General features: G+C 60.2%; 13 protein-coding genes and 1 pseudogene. 10 read left to right on the forward strand and 4 right to left on the reverse strand.

Features of this window, described 5'->3' with window-relative positions:
* Nucleotides 1–9: 9 nt before the first annotated feature.
* From SBC1_RS31185 to SBC1_RS31195, 3 genes are all read right to left on the reverse strand, one after another.
* Entirely contained in the window at nt 10–1,269 is a 1,260-nt protein-coding gene (locus SBC1_RS31185) for an alpha/beta hydrolase (RefSeq protein WP_165104158.1), read from the reverse strand.
* Between the two features lie 876 nt (nt 1,270–2,145).
* The gene (locus SBC1_RS31190; RefSeq protein ID WP_165104160.1) at nt 2,146–2,328 is read right to left on the reverse strand and encodes a hypothetical protein; all 183 of its coding nucleotides are present in this window, start codon (nt 2,326–2,328) and stop codon (nt 2,146–2,148) included.
* 10 nt (nt 2,329–2,338) lie between these two features.
* A complete protein-coding gene (locus tag SBC1_RS31195) occupies nt 2,339–2,593 on the reverse strand; it encodes a hypothetical protein (protein WP_165104162.1) in 255 nt (84 codons plus the stop codon).
* Between the two features lie 269 nt (nt 2,594–2,862).
* Here SBC1_RS31195 and SBC1_RS31200 point away from each other — a divergent pair, with 269 nt between their 5' ends.
* The 10 genes and pseudogenes from SBC1_RS31200 (at nt 2,863) to tdh (ending at nt 13,254) form a co-directional block, all read left to right on the forward strand.
* Nucleotides 2,863–3,369 carry a metal-dependent hydrolase gene (locus SBC1_RS31200; RefSeq protein ID WP_165104164.1) on the forward strand — a complete coding sequence of 169 codons (507 nt, stop codon included), beginning with the start codon at nt 2,863–2,865 and terminating at the stop codon, nt 3,367–3,369.
* A gap of 476 nt (nt 3,370–3,845) precedes the next feature.
* Nucleotides 3,846–4,535 carry an ABC transporter permease gene (locus tag SBC1_RS31205; protein WP_165104166.1) on the forward strand — a complete coding sequence of 230 codons (690 nt, stop codon included), beginning with the start codon at nt 3,846–3,848 and terminating at the stop codon, nt 4,533–4,535.
* 26 nt (nt 4,536–4,561) lie between these two features.
* Nucleotides 4,562–5,275 (forward strand): ABC transporter permease, encoded by a 714-nt coding sequence (locus SBC1_RS31210; protein WP_165104168.1) that lies wholly within the window; start codon nt 4,562–4,564, stop codon nt 5,273–5,275.
* 104 nt (nt 5,276–5,379) lie between these two features.
* A complete protein-coding gene (locus SBC1_RS31215; RefSeq protein WP_165104170.1) occupies nt 5,380–6,171 on the forward strand; it encodes an ABC transporter ATP-binding protein in 792 nt (263 codons plus the stop codon).
* 948 nt (nt 6,172–7,119) lie between these two features.
* Entirely contained in the window at nt 7,120–8,181 is a 1,062-nt protein-coding gene (locus SBC1_RS31220) for a GlxA family transcriptional regulator (RefSeq protein WP_165104172.1), read from the forward strand.
* Nucleotides 8,182–8,310: 129 nt separating this feature from the next.
* A complete protein-coding gene (locus SBC1_RS31225) occupies nt 8,311–9,102 on the forward strand; it encodes an ABC transporter substrate-binding protein (protein WP_165104174.1) in 792 nt (263 codons plus the stop codon).
* A 293-nt stretch (nt 9,103–9,395) separates the two neighbouring features.
* Nucleotides 9,396–10,658 carry an MFS transporter gene (locus tag SBC1_RS31230; protein WP_165104176.1) on the forward strand — a complete coding sequence of 421 codons (1,263 nt, stop codon included), beginning with the start codon at nt 9,396–9,398 and terminating at the stop codon, nt 10,656–10,658.
* A pseudogene (locus SBC1_RS31235) lies at nt 10,630–10,917 on the forward strand (SDR family oxidoreductase); the annotation flags it as partial. The gene SBC1_RS31230 and the pseudogene SBC1_RS31235, both read left to right, overlap by 29 nt.
* Nucleotides 10,918–11,000: 83 nt before the next feature.
* Complete coding sequence (locus SBC1_RS31240) at nt 11,001–12,200, forward strand: glycine C-acetyltransferase (RefSeq protein ID WP_165104178.1); 1,200 nt, start codon at nt 11,001–11,003, stop codon at nt 12,198–12,200.
* 25 nt (nt 12,201–12,225) lie between these two features.
* Nucleotides 12,226–13,254: an L-threonine 3-dehydrogenase gene (tdh, locus tag SBC1_RS31245; protein ID WP_158934887.1), complete on the forward strand. Its 1,029-nt coding sequence runs from the start codon at nt 12,226–12,228 to the stop codon at nt 13,252–13,254.
* Between the two features lie 59 nt (nt 13,255–13,313).
* Here the strand turns inward: tdh and SBC1_RS31250 are convergent, their stop codons facing one another.
* Nucleotides 13,314–18,188, reverse strand: coding sequence for an NAD-glutamate dehydrogenase (locus SBC1_RS31250; protein WP_165104180.1), 4,875 nt, complete (start codon nt 18,186–18,188; stop codon nt 13,314–13,316).
* Between the last annotated feature and the right edge of the window lie 113 nt (nt 18,189–18,301).

Raw genomic sequence — 18,301 nt, forward strand, 5'->3', positions numbered from 1 at the left:
ACTCCCTGATTACAAGAAAGACCGTTGCTGAAGCCATTCGCCAACGGCGCGCGCGGCGATCGCCCGCCCGGGCTCATCGCCGGCATCCAGCGGTCTGCCATGATGATCGCCGCGCACGCGAACGTGAGTCTTGTCGTTCGAGCCGATACAGGAAAAAATGTCGGCGATAGCCACCGGAAAAGTGGTTTGATCGCCCGTGTATTCGACCAGCAGCGAAGGAACAGTGATCGAAGGTGCGGTTGCCTGCAACGCCGCGTTCGACGATAGACCGGACCATGTCGAGAGCCACGATTCCGGCGAACACAAGCGCCCAAACCCAACAGAGCCATAGTTCGAGACGACTGGATCAGGAGACCATAGCGAACCGCGCTTGCGATCGGACGGATCAAGCGACGAATCCAGACACCGAAGGTCGGCATCTGTGCGCCACACGGTCATGATGGGCGTGTGGCTCGCTTCGAGCTTCTGCCGGCGAGTCGCACGTTTGTCCTTCACCGCTTGCCGCGCCTCCTGGCGCACCGCAATCAACTGACGGGCGATCGAGTCGAGCCGCGCAACGCGCTCCCGTTGCGCATCTTTATAGCGTGCAACGAACTCAGAGCCATAGCACGTCGCGCCGGGCTCACGCGAATAGCCGTTCTCAGGATTGAAGGGGTTCAGTGAATCGTCGACCGATAGCGCATCGCCTTCGTCGGTGACAGAAGGATCGATACAGCCCATTAATAAGCGGCCCTGCCCCGGATGCGGCGCCAGAAAGATCATGCCGTCAACCGTCGGCATGGTCGCACGCGACAGATGCGTCGCCCGGCCTCCAGGTGTGTTCAGGACGCGGTCATGCGCGCCGAGCGCCGCTTGCTGGATATAGAAGCTATAGAGTCCGGAGCCGCCCGAGTTGCCGAGCAACACGATACGCTCGAAACCTGCGTCACGCAGATAACGCAGACCGGCTGCGACATCGTGCAAGGCAAGTTCATGTTCAAGGCGCAGGTCGTTGCCAACTGAGCGAGCAGTCTGCGCCCACACCGACGCCCCCGCTCGGAGCAGCCCCGGAATCAGATAGTGGAACGTGAAGTTCTCCCGGGGATGCATCAGGCAAACCACGGTTTTCTCCGATGCGCCCCGGTAAAGAACGCCACTGGTCGCCGCGCCGTCCTCAGTGCGCAGTGTCACGCTCGCCTGTTGCGTGGCGGGCGGCAGAACGTCGGGAAACCAGTCGATCGTCAACGCATGAGCATGCTCGATAACCGGGCCCGCTGGCATATAGCTCATACAAAAAGTCTCCGTCAGTCTTCGTCTCTGTTGACGGGAGTATAGTCTTTTTGACAATAACGTCAAATAATTGACGAAATTGTTCTATCCGCTGGCGGTCTTGTCAAAAGTCCAGCGGATGCGCTACCGGTATAGAGTGGACGTCGTCTATCGGAATGGAATCTTCGGGTACGCCAATGCTGGATCTCAACGACTGCCGCTATCCAGCGCTGTCCATTTTGATCAGCCACGCCCAGGCGCCTGGAATGCTGCGTGCGCGCCGAAGGTCCCGACACCCTCCCGCATGGCGATGAATTTCACCGCCAAGGTTCATCTCATCAATTTAATATGCATTCCTTACTTTCTCAATCCGGCATAGCGTTAGCGGCGACCGTCGGCGGCGGCTGGCGACCATCATTACAGCGCCAGCGCTGGACATTCATGGGGTGGACGATCCGCTGTGCGTCCCGGCATGTTACATGGACACGGCCTCTGCCATTACGGGTGCCGAATTCATGCTGATTGACAACATGGGACACTATTAGCCGCCCACCAGTACGACGGTATCGACGGAGCAGCCCGGCGCAATTGCCATGCCGAATCGGGGTAAAACACAGCATGATCTTCGCGATAGAGGACCAACGGGGATGAAATAGTGCACGATGCTTGGCGCAGACTTCACTCTGTCGAAAGTCAGGCTGAATCATGCGGCAAGGCGTGCGTGAAAGGAGCCAAGCCGCTCACGAAAAACGTTGCGCGATAGAGCTCGACGCTGCTGCTGGCGTGCACTGTTTTGAATGCTCGCGCGCGCCGGTTCTCAGCCGCACCGTACCGGCAATGCCGAACGGACCTGTTGGTCATCGCCTCCTTGAACAGTCAAATTTTTCAAAGCCGCGTTCAAAGCCTATCCAACTGCTTGCGGGTCGTCATTGCTATTCCTAGCGGGATCGCAATGCCGACCAGGACTCCCAGCACCGTTCCGAATCCCTGCGCGACACTGACCGGTGTCAGCGCCGACAGGCGGATAAAGCCGGGCAATAACAGCCCAAGAAGTGTTTCGAACGTCTGCGTCAACATCATTGCTCCTTGTTCATGCGGGCTTGAGCACCTTCTTGTGTTTGCTCGTCGCCGGTTGCTTGAACATCGCCTTGCATTCAGGACTGAGTTGCTGAAGATGCGCCTTCATGCAGACAGTGATTTTCTGCTCGTTCGGAATATCCGCTGCGCAGTAGCGAATCGCGTCCCCTTTGCAGGCTGCGGTCTGCTCGTTGCGGGTTGCGGCAAACGCCGTATTGGTCAGCAGAATTCCGAGTAAGGAAACAGCGGTAAGGACAAGACGGGACATAGGCTTGATAGAGGGTAGCGATATTCGCCGTACAGCAAATCTCGCGCCCGCTCCTTGCCTGGCGACCGTGTCCGCGCGCTAGTGGCTAATGACGACGACTGCCCGGACATCTTACCGACCGGTGCTGCTCGCTCGCCCTCCTCGGTTGAGTCATCAACACATCCGCGAACATCGGAACGTGCCTCGCCCTCCGCGACATTGCGCACAATACGCAACTCTTGTGTCAACATGCGCGACTTCATTTCACTCGCTACACGCGGCATCTCTTCATGGCTTCGAGCAACGCGCATCACGCGACCGGGTGGGCAGCAGGTCTTATCGCTGCTGCGGTCGTCAGCAAAGCCGGCGCAACCGGTCCTTATCACATCTGGGGCGTACTCAGTTTTTGTGCCGGAGTGTTCGGCGGCACCGCGCCCGACTGGCTCGAAGTGGCGTGGTGGACGCGGGCGCGAAGGTTATGGATCACGCATCGCACGCTCACGCATTGGGGCGTTGGCTGGGTTGCCCTGCTCCTCGTTTCTTACCATTTTCTCGGCGTCCACCCATGGGCTGCCGTCAGTTTCGGCTTCGCGTGCGGTGGCTTGATGCATCTCTTCGCCGACTGGCCCAACCCGCTCGGTGTGCCGTGGCTCGTCTCGCGACACTCCCTGAACTGGTGGAACAGCGGCCGATGCGACGCGTTGATCGTCGGCGCGGCATGGATCGCGGCGGCCTTGGCTGTGGACCACGTCTGGTTCCACAGCGTGTACGGCCTCAGGCTGCTTCACGCGCTCTGAACGAAGGCTTGCAGTCTCCCGAACGCTTTGATTTTTCGGCCTTTCTTCGTCAACGATCCATGGCCAGGCAAACGCGAGCTTGTATCCACTCGGTCAAGGGATGCGCCGCGCCGACTTGATCGATCTTTCACCCGCGCATGATAGAACCACCTGATTTTCATGACTCAGCCCCGGCCAACGCGCGTTCCCGGCTCTTTTGTTTCTATCGGAAAAGCGACGCAAAACCTGTGGATTTCGCTCGGCAGCTGCCGTCGATCGCCATGTCGCACGAAGACAGCAAAGCACCCGAAGCCCCTGCCCGGTGGTTAATTGCTCGCGATCCGCATCGATCGAAGCGTTTGTTGCGGTGCAATAAACAGCCCTCACCCCGTTTGAGCAATTAATTTTCGCTGGTGACTATCGGCGCCAGTCGTCCGGGCAACACAGCCGTCATAAGGCGCGTGTCCACGATCCCTTCAACAAACGGAGACACGCACTTGTTCCTATACGGCTATGGTCCACTGCTGCTGGCGGGCGCGAAACAGACGATTGCGCTCGCCGTCCTGTCTCTTGCGGTATCCATCCTGCTCGGGCTCGCTGGCGCAAGCGCCAAGCTATCGGCCAACCGCGTTACGCGCGGCATCGCCACCGCCTACACCACGCTGATTCGTGCGGTGCCCGACCTGGTCCTGATGCTCCTGCTTTTCTACAGTATCCAGATCGCGGTCAACAACCTGACCGATGCGTTCGGCCTGGATCAATTCGACATTGACCCCTTCACGGCCGGCGTTCTCACACTCGGTTTCATCTACGGCGCTTACTTCACCGAAACCTTTCGTGGCGCGTTTCTCGCGGTGCCGCGCGGCCAACTGGAAGCCGGCAGCGCCTATGGCATGAGCGGCGTGCGCGTGTTCGTGCGCATCCTGTTTCCGCAGATGATGCGCTTCGCGCTGCCGGGGATCGGCAACAACTGGCAGGTGATGATCAAGGCGACGGCGCTGGTGTCGATCATCGGTCTCGCCGATATCGTCAAGGCCGCGCAAGACGCTGGCAAAAGCACCTACAAGATGTTTTTCTTCATCCTGATCGCAGCCGCTGCCTATCTTGCCATCACGACGGTCTCGAACTTCGTTCTGCTGTATCTCGAACGCCGCTACTCCACGGGCGTGCGTCACGCCGACCTCTGAGCAAAAACAAGGGAAAAGCGACCATCATGATCCAGATACTTGCCGATTACTGGCGCCCGTTTCTTTACTCCGACGGCATGCGCGCCTCGGGTCTCGCTGTCACCTTGTGGCTGCTGGCAGCCTCGCTTGCGCTCGGTTTTGTCGCGGCGGTTCCGCTGGCCTGCGCCCGTGTGTCGAAGAACCGCTGGCTTGCAACGCCGGTGCGCCTCTACACTTACGTATTTCGCGGTACGCCGTTGTACGTTCAGTTGTTGCTGCTCTACACCGGCATGTACAGTCTTGAATTCGTGCGCTCGCAGTCGCTGCTCGAAGCCTTCTTTCGCAGCGGTTTCAACTGCGCGATCCTGGCCTTCGCGCTCAATACCTGCGCGTACACCACCGAGATTTTCGCCGGTGCGATCCGCTCGATTCCGTACGGCGAAGTGGAAGCGGCACGCGCGTACGGCATGAGCACCTTCACGGTGTACCGGCGCGTGATCCTGCCGTCCGCGCTGCGACGCTCGCTGCCGCTGTACAGTAACGAAGTAATCCTCATGCTGCATGCCACAACGGTCGCGTTCACCGCAACCGTACCGGACATCCTGAAGGTCGCGCGCGACGCAAACTCGGCTACGTATCAGTCGTTCGACTCGTTCGGGCTCGCGGCGCTGATTTACCTGGCGGTGTCGTTCGTGTTGATCGGCGCGTTCCGGCGAGCAGAAAAGCGCTGGCTCGGGTATCTGGGCGCGAGCCGTCGTTGAAGGTTGTCGCTTAAAATCGGCGCCTTGAAGTATTAGCGTGAGCATTGCATTGAGCATTACCTTGGTTTAAACCGCAGTTCAGTCAACCACCCCGGGAGTATGAGTTGGAGCCAACCGCCAAAGATGCCGCGACGAAACTGGTCGCGCAGGATATTCACAAGCGCTACGGCGACAATGAGGTGCTCAAGGGCGTATCGCTTTCCGCGCGCGCGGGCGACGTCATCAGCATCATCGGTGCGAGTGGATCGGGCAAGAGCACATTCCTGCGCTGCATCAACTTTCTCGAGCGGCCGAACGCCGGGCAGATTGTGGTAGATGGCGAGACGGTGCTCGTCAAGGCCGACCGCGCAGGCAACTATGAGGTGGCCGACCGCAAGCAGTTGCAGCGCGTGCGCACCAAGCTCGCGATGGTGTTCCAGCACTTCAACTTGTGGTCGCATATGACCGCTATCGAAAACGTGATGGAAGCGCCGCGGCATGTGCTCGGTCTATCGAAGAAGGAAGCCGAGGAGCGTGCCCGGATGTACCTTGAGAAAGTGGGTCTCGCGCCTCGCATCGAGAAGCAATATCCTTCGCATATGTCGGGCGGACAGCAGCAGCGGGTGGCCATTGCGCGCGCGCTGGCGATGCATCCTGACGTGATGCTGTTCGACGAACCCACTTCGGCGCTCGACCCGGAACTGGTTGGCGAAGTGTTGAAGGTGATGCAGAAGCTTGCTGAAGAGGGCCGCACGATGATCGTGGTCACGCACGAGATGGGGTTTGCGCGCAATGTCTCGAACCATGTGATGTTCCTGCATCAGGGCCGCACCGAAGAAGAAGGTGCGCCCGCCGACGTGCTCACGGCACCGAAGAGCGAGCGGCTGCGCCAGTTCCTCTCCGGCAGTCTTAAGTAGTTTCGTTCGCACTCGGGGTTTGGGGCTGGTGGGGCTTGGGCGTTGGGGTTGGGCGGGGTCGATGCCGGGTTGCTAGGTTCCGGGGTTAGCGGTCAGAGTTATTGCCGGGGTGCTGCTTTCGGCCGTGGTGGTCTGCGAGAGTCGGATATTCTCTTTATCACTATTAGCCACTGTGCGTGGCGGCACGTCATTTCTTTGTCCAAAGCGACAAAGAAACGAAGCAAAGAAAACGCTTTCAGAACGAGGGCTCATAAGTGTCCACAGCGTGCAGTTCCCATTCATGGGTACCCCAAAAGCACGGTGCTCGCCAGAGCCACGGATGTGTGAAACCCTCCTTCTCGCGAATCCTGACACGAACACGCTTCGCCCCCAACGCTCTCGGGCAAGCACCATTTATCCAGGTACTAACACGGCCTCACGCATCTTTGCGGTCTCGTTTCTTCGTGGGTTGGCGACATGGTTCGGCATACGTATAAATCCGAAGGAAGGTTGTCCGCGGATAGCGCGGGGTGGTCCTTGGGCAGGTTCAGTCACTGGTGGCGAAGCGTGTGGGTATCCGTGTTCGGAGAAGGAGGGGTTCACACATCCGTCGCTCTGGCGAGCACCGTGCTTTTGGGGCACCTATGAATAGAAACTGCACGCTGTGGACACTTAGGGTAGCGTGGTTTGAAAGCGTTTTCTTTGCTTCGTTTCTTTGTCGCTTTGGACAAAGAAATGACGTGCCGCCACGCACAGTGGCTAATAGTGATAAAGAGAAAATCCGACTCAAGCAGACCACTAAGGCCGAAAGCAGCAACCCGGCATTGACCCCGACCGCTACCGCCGAAACCACCACCCCAACATCGCCCCCGACCATAAACCCAAAAACGACCACCCCTTCAGTGCCCTCTGCCCGAGCTTCAGCAAACCTCATCCGATCCCTGGTGCGAACAAAAACCAATTTCGAACATGAGCCCGAGCATTAACCCCGGACCCGGGCCGACCCCGGCCGCCAAGCCCCTCAAGGTCGCGATCGCGGTGCTGCCGCCCTGCTCCATGAGCGGCGTGGGGATGATCCTCGACAGCCTGCGTCTCGCGAACGAGATCGACGGCCACGCGCTCTACGACTGGCAAATCTGCTCGTGGGACGGACGCCCGGTGACCCTCGCCGGCGGCGCACAGCTTCACGCCGATACCGCGTTCGGCGACACCGTCAGCTGCGACTGGCTGATCGTGGTCAGCGAGCGATATCAGCAATTCGCCGATTACCGGCTCTTCCTGCAAAGCCTCGCGCGCGTGGGCAACCGCACACCCCGCGTGACCGGCATTCACCACGGCGTCTGGTGGCTTGCAATGGCGGGCCAGTTGAGCGCCTATCGCGTAGCGGTGAACTGGGAAACCTACCAGCAGTTTGCCGAGGAGTTCGAACGTTCGATCGTCACGCAGCAAATCTTCGAAATCGACCGCGATCGCTCAACCTGCACCGGCGGCCAGGCGACCGTCGACTTCATGCTTGCAATGATCGCGCGCGATCAGGGCGCGGACCTGGCGGAACGGATCGCCGACTCGCTGGGCATAGGCGTATTGCGCTCGGGCGAAGAGCGTCAGCGCATTCCGTTCGTGACCGCGCCGGGCGAACCCCATCCGCGGCTTAACGACGCGCTGCAACTGATGGAAGCGAACATTGAAGACCCCCTCGCCACCGATGAAATCGCCGGGCTCGTCGGCATCTCGCGACGCCAGCTCGAACGGCTCTTCCGCCAGTATCTCGGCGCAATGCCGTCGAAGTATTACGTCAACCTGCGCCTGACCAAAGCCCGCACGCAATTGCAGCGCACCAGCAAGTCGGTGGTGCAGATCAGCCTCGCGTGCGGGTTTGCGTCAGCGGCGCATTTCTCCAATGCCTACCGCGACCGCTTCGGCGTGACACCGCGCGAGGAACGCCGTAACTGGATCGAAAAACATAGCGGACAGGCACCCGATGAACCACGTGGCGGCGCATTGCTCGGTTCATCGCGTGAGCCTGTTTGAAGCCCCTTTTGCTGGCTTGTGCGCGGCACATAGCATGCCCCCCATCTCGCGTTCGCCGGCACTGATCGTGCGAACGCTTAAAATCATCGCCCCAACCCTGAGAGGTATCAGTTGAAGAACGTTTATTGGATGAATCACAAGGTCGCCGCTTTCGCACTTGCCACCACGGCATTCGCTGGATCATTCGTCGCAAGCGCGCACGCGGCGGATCTCAAGGAAATTCGCTTTGGCGTCGAGGCCTCGTATGCGCCGTTCGAATCGAAATCGCCGAGCGGCGAGCTGGTCGGTTTTGATATCGATGTCGGCAACGCCGTGTGCGCGAAACTCAAGGTCAAATGCATCTGGGTCGAGAACTCGTTCGACGGCCTGATCCCGGCCTTGCAGGCACGCAAGTTCGACGCGATCAACTCGGACATGACCATCACCGACCAGCGCAAGGCGGCCATCAATTTCACCAATCCGATCTACGCGATCCCGAACCAGTTGATTGCGAAGAAAGGCAGCAAGATCCTGCCCACCGTAGATGGCCTGAAGGGCGCACACGTTGGTGTGCTGCAAGGGTCGATCCAGGAAACTTACGCGAAAGCAAAGTGGGCGGCAGCGGGTATCGATGTAGTGTCGTACCAGGCGCAGGACCAGGTTTATGCGGACCTCGCGGCGGGCCGGCTGGATGCGGCGTTCCAGGACGCAGAAGCGGCGTCGAAGGGTTTTCTGAAGACGCCGCAGGGTGCGGGATTCGCGTTCGCAGGACCTGCCGTGGCTGATGAGAAACTGCTGGGCGCGGGTGTGGGTTTCGGCGTGGCCAAAAACAACCACGCGCTGAAAGATGCCCTTAATCAGGCACTGACGGATCTGAAGGCCGATGGCACCATCGACAAGCTGGGGTCGAAGTACTTCGACGTTAAGGTGGTGGTGAAGTAAGACCGCACCTGCAACGGGACCGGCTTGAAAAGCCAACGCCAGGCGCCATCATGACGCCTGGCGTGAAGGAATCGGCGGGCTTTCATTTACACCACGACGAATAGAACGGGCCGTGCGCCCGTTTTTTTATCATGCACGGCGCGCTGTATGATCACGGGTTTACACCAAGCTTCGAGTTCATAGGTTGATCGTTAAGCGGACCGGCGCAGGCGCGCCGCTGCCTCACGAGCAGACGCGGCTCGATACCAGAGTGCATGGCAGGGTCACGGCCATTCGCACGGAGCCCATCCTTAATGACAAGCTACAAGCAAGACCGCGTCGAATCGCTCGACGTCCCGGCCAACGCCAGCGCGCCTTCCGCAGTCGGAACGCACAGCCCCGCTCGGGCGTTGATCGCAGCCGTTTCAGGCTATGCGATGGATGGCTTCGATCTTCTCATCCTCGGCTTCATGCTGAACCTGATTTCCGCCGACCTCGGCTTGACGAGTTCTCAAGCCGGATCGCTGGTCACGTGGACGCTCACTGGCGGCGTAGTGGGCGGCGTGGGCTTCGGCATCTTGAGCGACTACCTCGGCCGCGTTCGCGTGCTGACCTACACCATCCTGCTGTTCGCGCTCTTCACGGGCCTGTGCGCGCTCGCAACCGGTTATGGCGACCTGCTCGTCTACCGGTTTATTGCAGGCGTCGGGCTAGGCGGCGAGTTTGGTATAGGCATGGCGCTTGCCATCGAAGCATGGCCTGCGAACCAGCGTGGCCGCGTGTCGTCGTATGTGGGCATGGGCTGGCAACTCGGCGTGCTCGCGGCCGCCGTGGTCACGCCGCTGCTGCTGCCGCATATCGGCTGGCGCGGCATGTTCGTGGTCGGCCTGTTTCCGGCCGTGGGGTCGTTCGTGATCCGCAAGGCTATCGGCGAATCCGAACTATTCGTGCGCACGCACGCCACGAAGAAACGCGAGTTCCCGATCAAGACCCTGTTCCGCGACAAGACCACGACCAAACATAGCATTGGCGTGATCATCCTTTGCTCGGTTCAGAACTTCGGGTACTACGGCCTCATCGTATGGATGCCGGCTTATCTGTCGAACATGTTTGGCTACTCGCTCACTAAATCCGCCATCTGGACCGGCTCATCGATCCTCGGCATGCTCGCCGGCATCTGGATCTTCGGCCAGCTCGCGGACCGGATAGGACGCAAGCCGACCTTCATCGGGTACCAGGTCGGCGCACTGGTCATGGTGTTCGTTTACTCGACGCTCAGTACCCCGAATGCGCTCCTGATCGGCGGCATTTTCATGGGCTTGTTCGTGAACGGGATGATGGGCGGTTACGGCGCGCTAATGGCCGAGCTCTATCCAACGCATGCTCGAAGCACCGCGCAAAACGTGTTGTGGAGCATCGGGCGCGCGGTAGGCGGTTTCGGTCCGCTCGTTATCGGGGCGCTCGCCACACATTACTCATTCGGCACGGCAATCGCGTTGCTGGCATCGATCTATATTCTTGATCTGCTGGCAACGCTCTTCCTGATTCCTGAGCTGCGAGGCGTCGAGCTGGAGTGATTGCCCTGCCATCGGCCCCGGGTACATCCTGACCGACATGAACCACGCGCTGATAGAAAACGCCGTGTTCGATGCGTGAGTGAACAGCAGTAATCCGTCGCAACGCTGGGGCAAACCCGAAGTGCTGGTCCGCACGGCGGCGTATCGCTCGTCACCCGCGTCGAGTTACGTGAACGGTCAGATCATCGATGGCGGCTGGCCGGTGGTGCTCTGGCACCGGCATTTTGCTTCATGCCGGACGTCAGTTCCTGCATACTGAGAGGCGCACCATCTAAACGACGTTGCCGTGCGGTCCCGCCGTGCAATCCATCGCGGGCACCCTATTACTCAGGAGCATGATCCATGCATGATTCTTATCTCACGCACGTGCGCAGCACTCTCGATCAGATCCGCGCCGACGGTTTCTACAAGACCGAGCGCGTGATTTCAAGCCCGCAATCGGCTGACATTCGCCTGGCGGACGGCGCCGGGATGCTGAACTTCTGCGCGAACAATTACCTCGGTCTCGCCAACGACGCTCGCCTGATCGAAGCCGCCAAAACGGGCCTCGATCGCGATGGTTTCGGCATGGCTTCAGTGCGGTTTATTTGCGGCACGCAGACCGTCCACAAGGAACTCGAGCAAGCGCTCGCCGCCTTCCTTCAAACCGACGACTGCATCCTGTACTCAAGTTGTTTCGACGCAAACGGCGGCCTGTTCGAAACCTTGCTCGACGAGTCCGACGCCATCATTAGCGACGAACTCAATCATGCGAGCATTATCGACGGCGTTCGTTTGTCCAAGGCCAAGCGCTACCGCTACAAGAACAACGATCTCGCCGACCTTGAAACGAAACTTCGCGAAGCAGATGCTGCCGGCGCGCGCTTCAAGCTGATCGCGACCGACGGCGTGTTTTCGATGGACGGCATCATCGCGAATCTCGCCGGCATCTGTGACCTCGCGGATCAATACGGTGCACTGGTCATGGTCGATGACTCGCACGCAGTCGGCTTTATCGGTGAGCACGGACGCGGCACGCCGGAGCATTGCGGCGTGCTGTCTCGCGTGGACATCATCACCGGTACATTAGGCAAAGCGCTGGGCGGTGCATCCGGTGGTTACGTAGCCGCAAGCCGCGAGATCGTCGAGTTGCTGCGCCAGCGTTCGCGCCCCTATCTGTTCTCGAATACGCTGACGCCCAGCATTGCCGCTGCCACGCTCAAGGTGCTCGAATTGCTCGCCAGCGACGAAGGCGCCCAGCTACGCGCCAGCGTCCGCGCCAACGGCGCCCATTTCCGCGACGCCATGAGCAAGCTCGGTTTCACGCTCGTGCCCGGCGAACATCCGATCATCCCGGTGATGCTGGGCGACGCCCAGGTGGCATCGCGCATGGCGGACGCGTTGTTGCATGAAGGCGTCTACGTGATCGGCTTTTCGTTCCCCGTGGTGCCGAAAGGCCGCGCCCGTATTCGCACGCAGATGAGCGCCGCGCATACGCCGGCGCAAATCGATCGCGCGGTGGATGCGTTTGCGCGCGTCGGCCGTTCACTGGGCATCATCTGAAGCAACGGGACAAATCGGAACAATCATGAAAGCACTGGCAAAACTGGAACGCGGTCCGGGGCTGACGCTGACACGCGTCAAGAAGCCTGAAGTCGGTCACAACGACGTGATGATCCGCATCACGCGCACAGCGATCTGCGGCACCGACATCCATATCTGGAAGTGGGACGAGTGGGCGCAGAAGACGATTCCCGTGCCGATGCATGTGGGTCACGAATATGTTGGCGAGATTGTCGAGATGGGGCAGGAAGTGCGTGGCTTCGCGATCGGCGACCGCGTGTCGGGTGAAGGTCATATCACCTGCGGGTTCTGCCGCAACTGTCGTGCCGGGCGTCGGCATCTGTGCCGCAATACGGTTGGTGTGGGTGTCAATCGTCCCGGTGCGTTCGCCGAATTCCTCGTGATTCCGGCGTTCAACGCGTTCAAGATTCCGCCGGAGATCTCCGATGACCTCGCCGCTATCTTCGATCCGTTCGGCAACGCGACGCATACGGCGCTGTCGTTCAATCTGGTCGGCGAAGATGTGTTGATCACGGGCGCCGGACCCATCGGCATCATGGCCGTGGCAATTGCCAAGCATGTGGGCGCGCGCAATGTGGTGATCACTGACGTGAACGATTACCGGCTGGAGCTTGCCCGCAAGATGGGCGCGACGCGGGCGGTCAATGTCTCGGAGACGTCACTGCGCGACGTCATGGCCGAGCTGCACATGACGGAAGGGTTCGACGTGGGGCTGGAAATGTCCGGCGTGCCGAGCGCGTTCACGGGCCTGCTGGAAGCGATGAATCACGGTGGCAAGGTCGCGTTGCTCGGCATTCCGCCCGCGCACATGGCGATCGACTGGACCCAGGTGATCTTCAAGGGACTGGAGATCAAGGGCATCTATGGCCGTGAGATGTTCGAGACCTGGTACAAGATGGTCGCCATGCTGCAGAGCGGACTCGACCTCTCCCCTATCCTCACGCACAGCTTCGCGGTTGACGACTATGAAGAAGCGTTCGCGACCATGTTGTCAGGCCAGAGCGGCAAGGTGATCCTGGACTGGACGGTTTGATTTTTGAACGCATTGACGCTGCTGGGCTGGAGTCATTTCAATAACTCCAGCCCACGCAACTACGTGCGCTCCAGCGTCGCTATCTCGCGGACCACAACGAGCAGCATCGAAAGACTCGCACCGCTCGTTGCACGCAATTCCGCCAACAAACGCCCGTAACGTTCGACCGCGGCTTCCCGTCTGCATCGCCAGTTTTCAACGATTACTTCAGGCGTATCGATATTGCGTGTTTGTTCAAGCGCGCTGATCGTCAACGCGCGCTTCAGTCGCGCCAGTTCTTCCAAGGCAGCCGCCCGCGCCAGCAGGTCCCAGTGAGTGGATGCAGGCAACGCCATCGCGCGTTCCGCGATCCAGCCATAGTTCAGCAACGTGCCTATGGTGAAATAAACGCTCGCGACGGTCTCGAGGCTACGGTCGCAACTCGCCGCCACTTCGGCACTGTCCAGCACGGCAGTCGATAACCCGCCGCTCGCCACCAGGGCCGCCAGCGGACCTTCAACTCCCGCCTCTTCCAGCACGCGACGCCGTTCGGTCCATCCGTCGAGTTCGTCGGCAGGCAGCAAATTCGGCAACTGCGGCGCAAGCCTCTGCGCGGCATCACGACAACGCGCGACACGCTCGGCCGCAAGACTCGCGTCCTCCGTCGATACCTTCAAATGGCGCAGGAACCAGAGCGTCGCGCCTTCGAGCAAACGCACGACATCGACGAACATTTTCGCTTGCACTTCGTCCGCAACGCGATTGTCGAGCGCATCGATACTGCTCCAGATTTCGTTCAGATCGAATACATCGCGCGCCATGATGCAGGCGCGCACGATCTCGCTCGGACGCGCATCGGTTTCCTCCATCAATCGATGCACGAAGGTACAGCCAACTCGGTTGATCAGCGCATTCGTCAGGTGCGTGGCGAGGATTTCACGTCTGAGCGGATGACGCTGCATCGGTTCGCTGTAACGAGCTTGCAAGGGCAACGGGAAATAGTCGGGCAGCATGCCTGCGACGAGCACGTCCTCGGGGACATCGGAGGCGACCAGTTCATCGTATAGCCACATCTTGCTGTAAGCGAGCAACACGGCGCGCTCGGGTGACGTGAGCCCTTGTTTAGCCGACTGACGTTCGGCGATATCCTCGTCCGATGGCAGGAATTCGATCTTGCGTTTCAACCGGCCCGCGCGTTCGAGCCAGCGCATCAGCCGCGCTTCGGCGTCGAGCATCTCGGCCACGTAGCGGTTCGCAATCGATAACGCCTGCGTCTGCGCGTAGTTATCCTTCAGCACGAGCAGGCCGACTTCATCGGTCATTTCGGCAAGCAGCGCGTTACGCTGCTTTTCGGTCATCTCGCCGTCAGCCACCACAAGGCCCAGCAGGATCTTGATGTTCACCTCGTGGTCGGAGCAGTCGACGCCTGCGGAATTATCGATGGCATCCGTGTTGATACGCCCGCCGTGCTGCGCGTATTCGATCCGGCCAAGCTGCGTCACGCCCAGGTTGCCGCCTTCGGCTACTACCTTGCAGCGCAGCTCGGAACCGTTGACGCGCACCGCGTCGTTAGTTCGATCGCCGACCTGCGCAGCCGTCTCGCGCGTCGACTTGACGTACGTGCCCACGCCGCCGTTATATAGCAGATGAACATCCGCCAGCAGGATCGCGCGGATCAACTCGTTCGGTGCAAGCGTCGCTGCCGTCACACCAAGCGCGGCCTGCACTTGCGCTGACAACGCGATCGTTTTCGCGGTACGCGGAAATATTCCGCCTCCGGCTGAAATCAGCGTGGCGTCGTAATCTGCCCAGCTTGATCGCGGCAGCGCGAACAGCCGCTCGCGTTCGTTGAAACTTGCGGCGGTATCGGGGTTCGGATCGAGGAAGATATGACGATGATCGACCGCCGCGATCAGGCGGATATGACGCGAAAGCAGCATGCCATTGCCGAACACATCACCCGACATGTCGCCGATACCGACCACGGTGAAATCCGTTGTCTGCGTATCCACGCCCATCTCGCGCGAATGGCGCTTGACCGACTCCCACGCGCCGCGCGCAGTGATCGCCATCCTCTTGTGGTCGTAGCCCACCGAACCGCCTGAAGCGAACGCGTCGTCCAGCCAGAAGCCGTATTCGCGGGCGATTGCGTTTGCATAGTCGGAGAACGTGGCCGTGCCCTTGTCGGCGGCGACGACGAGGTAGGGGTCATCTGGATCATGGCGCACGGTATCCGGCGGCGGCACGATAGCGTCGGCCACGCGGTTGTCGGTTACATCCAGCAGACCACGCAGGAACATCTGGTAGCACGCCACGCCTTCACGCGCGAAGGCCTCGCGGTCCGTGATCGGCGGCGGGTTCTTCACCACGAAGCCGCCCTTCGATCCAACCGGCACGATCACAGTGTTTTTGACCATCTGCGCCTTCATCAGGCCAAGCACTTCCGTGCGAAAGTCTTCCCGTCGATCCGACCAGCGCAACCCCCCTCGCGCCACCTTGCCGCCACGCAGGTGCACACCTTCAACGCGCGGCGCATAGACCCATATCTCGAACATCGGCTTGGGTTCGGGCAGGCCCGGCACCATCGACGGATCGAGTTTGAATGACAGGTAAGGTTTTGGATTACCTTCGGCATCCTTACGAAAATGATTGGTTCGTACCGTCGCGTTGATGACGCCCAGGAACTGCCGCAGGATACGGTCTTCGTCGAGGTTCGGTACCTTGTCGAGCGCGGCTTCTATTTCGGCAAGCACATGCTGCGTGCGGGTGTCACGAAGATCACGACTTTGAGGGTTATCGCCGACTGCACCGGGAAGAGCCGGATTAAAGCGCACCAGGAACAGTTCAAGCAACTTGCGCGCAATCGCCGGGTTGCCGGTGAGCGCGCGTTCTATATAGGCGTCGCTGAATGTAGACCCCACTTGCCGCAGGTACTTGGCATAGGCACGCAGGATTGTGACGTCGCGGGCACCGAGTTGCGCGCGCAAGACCAGCCGGTTGAAACCGTCGTTCTCGACTTCGCCAGTCCAGACGCTTGCGAATGCGTTCTCGAACAGCTCCTTGACGCGGTCGATGTCGAACTCCACGTCGTCCGCAAGCTCCAGGCCGAAGTCGTGTATCCACGCATGCGGCGCACCTAGCGGCTCGATGCGATAAGGCCGTTCTTCATCCACGCGTACGCCAAGATGCTCCAGCATTGGCAGGCTATGCGACAGCGCGATCGGGTCACCCACCCTGTACACCTTGAATCGAAACGCCCGCCGCCCCGCTTCAATCGGCCTGTAAAGGCTCATCGCGAGACCGCCCGCCCTCACCTGCGTCTGCTCGATCAATTCGATATCGCGCACCGCCGTCCGAGCCGGATAATCTTCGCGATAACCCGCGGGGAACGAATCTGCGTATCGATTCAGGAGCCGGTTGCCCTGCTCTTCGCCAAAGCCGTCGACCAGTGCGTCCGCGAGATCGTCCTGCCAGCGGCGCGCAACCTGCACGATCCGTTGCTCGAGTTCGCGCGTGTCGGCTTCGCGCATGGCGCCTTTATCGGAACGCACCGTGATATAGATGCGCGCCAGCGGAGACTCCGACAGCAGCGGCGTGAACTCAATGCTCTTGCCGTTGAACGCTTCCATGAGCACGTTCGCGATGCGTTTGCGCAGGTCCGTATTGAACTTGTCGCGCGATACGAAAACGAGACATGAGACAAAGCGGTCGAACCGGTCTCGCCGCACGAAGAGCCGAGTTCGCTGATGCTCCTGCAAACGCAGCACGCCGAGCGCGATGTCGAACAAGTCGTCCTCATCCGCTTCGAAGAGTTCTTCGCGTGGATATTGTTCGAGCACGGTCACTAGCGACTTGTGCAGATGCCCCTTGGCGAGAAAGCCGGCACGCCTGATGATGTTCGCGCATTTGCGTCGCACGATCGGGATCTCGGACGTGGGAACCAGATACGCGGTGGACGTGTACAGGCCGATAAACCGCCGCTCCCCGATCACCTTGCCATCCGCGCCGACGCGCTTCACACCAACGTAGTCCAGATAACCGGGCCTGTGCACGGTCGCCCGCGAATTGGCCTTGGTGAGAAAAATCGGTGCGGAGCCGTTGATGATGGCCGCTGCGGCCGGAGGCAATGGCGTGACGTTATCGGCTGCGGGCGGCCGCAGGCTTTCGCGCAATAGTCCCGCGCCGGAGCCCGGCACGCCGCGCAGTGCAAACCCGCTATCTTGCGTAATGAGCTCGTAGTCGCGGTGTCCGAGGAAGGTGAAATGATCCGCCACCATCCATTCCAGGAACGCGCGTGCTTCCACGCCGTCCGCGCTAGTTTCACGCGCTTTCATTTCGCCTATGGTTGCGCGTGCCACCTCAAGGATCTTCGGCCAGTCTTCCACCGAAGCGCGTACGTCGCCGAGCACGCGAGCAATGTCGCTGCGAAGCTCATCGAGCTTGGCAGCCTCGCCGCAGCGGTCCACTTCAAAATGAATAAACGATTCGAGGCGCGATTGCGGATCGGCGCCGTCGACGTGACCCAGCGCGATACGCGTGATCGCCCCGCTTGCGTCGCGGGAGACCCGGAACACCGGATGAATGGCGGAATGCATCGCCAGGCCAAGACGGTTGACCGCCATCGTGACGGAGTCGACGAGGAACGGCATGTCGTCGTTGACGATCTCGACTACCGTGTGATCGGAATGCCAGCCGTGTTGTTCGAGGTTGGGGTTGTATACCCGCAGGACTTCGCGGCCCGTGGTGAATTTTTGCGCCGTCTGCCAGTGCGCCATGGCCGCGCCGTAGAGATCGGCTATGTCGCGGCTCTGGATGTCTTCTGGATCAGCAAGCTCGTAGTAGTGACGCAGGAGCGGTTCAACGACATTGAACGCGGGCTCTGGCAGCCGTCCCCGTGCAAAGTCGACTACGTCGGTGAGAAGGTGCGCAACGCGTTCTTCGCTCTTGGTCAGCATATCGTCTCCCGGATCTTGCTCGTTCGGTGCTCGGATTATGCGCCAAGTTTTGTGACACCTGCCCTCCGGTCAAACCACCATGGAAAAACCCGGCGCCAACGCTGACTAGCGTT

It is taken from the genome of Caballeronia sp. SBC1 (assembly GCF_011493005.1).
In the GTDB taxonomy this organism is placed as follows: domain Bacteria; phylum Pseudomonadota; class Gammaproteobacteria; order Burkholderiales; family Burkholderiaceae; genus Caballeronia.